We start from the raw sequence: 3022 nt of genomic DNA, 5'->3' as shown, positions 1-3022 counted from the left end.
CTTTCTCCCCCTGTCTGTTATGTATCAAATGTCTCCTTTTTTATATAACTTAACATAAAATTTGATTCTACAAAACAATTAAATGTAACTCAAATTTTGTATGTTTCATTTGAAAGGAGAGAATTGTTTCAGTAAAGGGAGGGATTTGTTTCAATAAAAGGAGGGATTTGTTTCATTTAAAATTTCAAACCCTTGTGGCTCTAAGGCTCAAGGGCACTCATAAATATAAAGAAGTTAATAAATCTTTTAAAAGATAATATATATAAGCACCATTTCATGGCGAAAATTATAAAAACAAAAAAATTGATCAAAACCATTGCTAGAAAAAAAGAACCGGAGATTAGCGCTCCAGTTCCTGGTCTCTTTTTCTAGCAATGGTTTTTTGTTTTTCTTGCTCACGCTCTTTTTGCCATTCCTTGAATTTATCTAATTGCGTTTTTGCAAACTCCATCAAAAGATTCAACTGGCTTTTCAGGGTCTTGTTTTCTTTTTGCAAATCGACATTTTCTTTTTTCAGCTGATTATTTTCTTTCTGCAGCCGTTCTGTTTTCATTCTTTCTTGATCCAGTTTCCGATCGCTGTCAATAACGTTATCAACCATAGCGTCAAATCGCTTCTCATGAGCCTCTATGGTGCTTTCGATGGCTTCTGTGGCCTTTGCCTTTGTCTTAAGCGATTCAAAGTCCTCTAGAGGCAATTTCACATGTTTTCGGTCAAATACAGTTGGTTTGCTGACTTGAAGCTCATCGACCTTCTTAGACGCCTTCAGAGCGTTTCTAAGGGCTTCTGCATCCTTTTCTAGGGTTTTAACTTCCTCGTTGAGCGTAAGTGCCTTAAAACGGCTTATTTCGATGTGTTTCCGGTCGGAGGAAATACCCCGGTCAACTTCAAATCCCAAACTTTGCATATGTTTCGGGAATTCTTCTTGCATCCACTGCAATTCCTGGCGATTGAAGACATTCTTGCCCTGGAGCTTGCCATCACGCATCGGGACCACGCCTAAGTGCATATGAGGCGTTTTCTCGTCATTGTGAACGGTCGCATAAGCAATATTTTGTTTGCCGTAGCGTTCCGAGAACAATTTATAACTTTCCTCAAAAAACCGTTTCTGTTCAGCCGGATTCAATTGCTCAAAAAAATGACGGTCGGAGGTCACCAGCAATTCATTGACAAGCACGGCATCTTTTCGGGTTTTTCGTTCGCCCACTTTTTGGCTTTCAATGATTTCTTTCACTTTTTCGTTATAGTCGATTTTTGTCGAATTTATCAAATCATAATTCAAGTGACGACGGTCCGGATCGACGTCTGGATTCGTCCGGCTTTCCCGTTCGCGTTGGTTGTGAAATTGCATGCCCTTCAAATCCGGGCTCTTCATTTTCTGCATTCGTACGACAGCAAAACTCAAAAGAAAACGCCCCCTTCATTCGGTCAACTTCCAAGTAAAGTATAACACACTATACTTTACGTCCGTAAAGGTGTGCTCTCCGAGGGTAAAAAGCAAGTGGCTGCCTCCATATGGAGGCGCCCCCTAAATTCAAAAGCATGGGGTCGATCGTCCTCGATGGACGGTCATTCCCCAGTAGTTCAAGAGCAAAAAAATCCATCCGGCTTCGGCTGTCTTTTCCGGAATTCAAGAGCAAAAAAATAAAAAAGCCCTCGCTCATCCCTGAGTGGGCTTTTTCTAAAAAAATTAATGAATGATATGTACCTGGCCATTCTCAAAAATTTCGATGACAAGAAAATTAAAATGATCGGCTTGTCGAAACCTTAAAATATAAAGCATGGACATCAGCATATTCTTTTTCCCAACCTTCATTTTTAATCATGGGAATTTGAAATGCTCTTTCTAAGTCCATCATAAGGCTCGACAACATTTTATCTCTTTCAATGGGACTAACAGGCAGACTCATAATAGTTTCATAACGCTGGTAATATTCTTTTAAAGTCATTTTCTCGACCCCTCGCCTTCACATTTATCTTTCTTCAAAGCGAATCATTCTTATCAATCCCTTTCTTCAAGCCAGTTATAAAACTCTACTTTCTTTCTAGACTCAGGTGATATAGGTTTATGATTTTTTTCAAGTAACCGATTCAATTCTCTGAAATTCCAAACAGCTTTTTGAATTAAACTATTCGCTTTTTCACTTGTAATACCAATGGATTCGTCTGTAAATTCTCGCATTTGTTCAACTTCTTGCATTAAATTGATTGCACGCTGCCGATCATTTTCGTCATTAATGTTAACGTACTGGAACATGTCCTCAAAAACAATGTCTACAATGCCCTGAAGCTCTTTTATTTGCTTCTTTGTAGCTCCTGTTATCTTTATGCCACTAGACCATTCTAGTCTGAATCCACTAATTGAACGCCCTTCTTTTTCGACTTTATAACTTATCTCTAATTCTGTGTGTTCATTAATTTCACTGATAGCTACATCAAGAACACGTTTTTTAAACAGTCCCGAATTATCCTGATAACTTTTTACATTTTTCACTCCAAATAACTCCATCAAATCATCTTTAGAAATAACTTTGTACCAGAGACCATAATAGGCTTTCAAGTAATCGTATAGTGTCCAAGAAAAACTACTTTTAAAATGCGAAGCTATAGCCAAATCAGTGGTGATGTAATAAGAATCTTTAAGCTCTAAAATGTGAGGAAGCATTTTAGGATTCCATTCAAATGTAAAATGTCCTTTGTCATATCCCATTCCTATAAACGCATTCCAAAATTTGAATTTCTCGTTTTCCATGTCGATCGTGCTGAATTTAATGCTCGTGATTTTATCTGAATCTTTTATAGCATCTTCAGTTTTGTATTTAACCATATTGAATTTCTTTTCAAAATCAGCTTTCCGAAATTCAGTTACTCCATTTTGTTGAGTGCAGAAAATTGAATACGCTAGTAATTGCATCTGATTGAGCGTCAAACCTTGGTATAGTTTAGCTTTTGATAACTCTTTACTTTTTTTAATCGTGTTTTCATAAGAAATAATTTTGGATTTTCCGTTTACTCTTCCCAT

At 37.2% G+C, this 3022-nt stretch carries 3 protein-coding genes; all 3 read right to left on the bottom strand.

The window, feature by feature from the left end:
- Positions 1-340: 340 nt before the first annotated feature.
- Positions 341-1405: a MobV family relaxase gene (gene mobV / locus AC2EXB_RS19210; RefSeq protein ID WP_483604818.1), complete on the bottom strand. Its 1065-nt coding sequence runs from the start codon at positions 1403-1405 to the stop codon at positions 341-343.
- A 337-nt stretch (positions 1406-1742) separates the two neighbouring features.
- A complete protein-coding gene (locus tag AC2EXB_RS19205) occupies positions 1743-1949 on the bottom strand; it encodes a hypothetical protein (protein ID WP_483604821.1) in 207 nt (68 codons plus the stop codon).
- Positions 1950-2002: 53 nt separating this feature from the next.
- A complete protein-coding gene (locus AC2EXB_RS19200) occupies positions 2003-3022 on the bottom strand; it encodes a replication initiation protein (RefSeq protein ID WP_483604820.1) in 1020 nt (339 codons plus the stop codon).

Source organism: Planococcus alkaliphilus (assembly GCF_057031095.1).
Note: the sequence above shows the minus strand (reverse complement) of the source record. Positions and strands in the feature narration are given on the sequence as shown.

Bases quoted from the DNA above. Each gene is read 5' to 3' on its own strand.
- AC2EXB_RS19205 (WP_483604821.1), bottom strand. From the start codon at position 1,949: ATGACTTTAAAAGAATATTACCAGCGTTATGAAACTATTATGAGTCTG.
- AC2EXB_RS19200 (WP_483604820.1), bottom strand. From the start codon at position 3,022: ATGGGAAGAGTAAACGGAAAATCCAAAATTATTTCTTATGAAAACACG.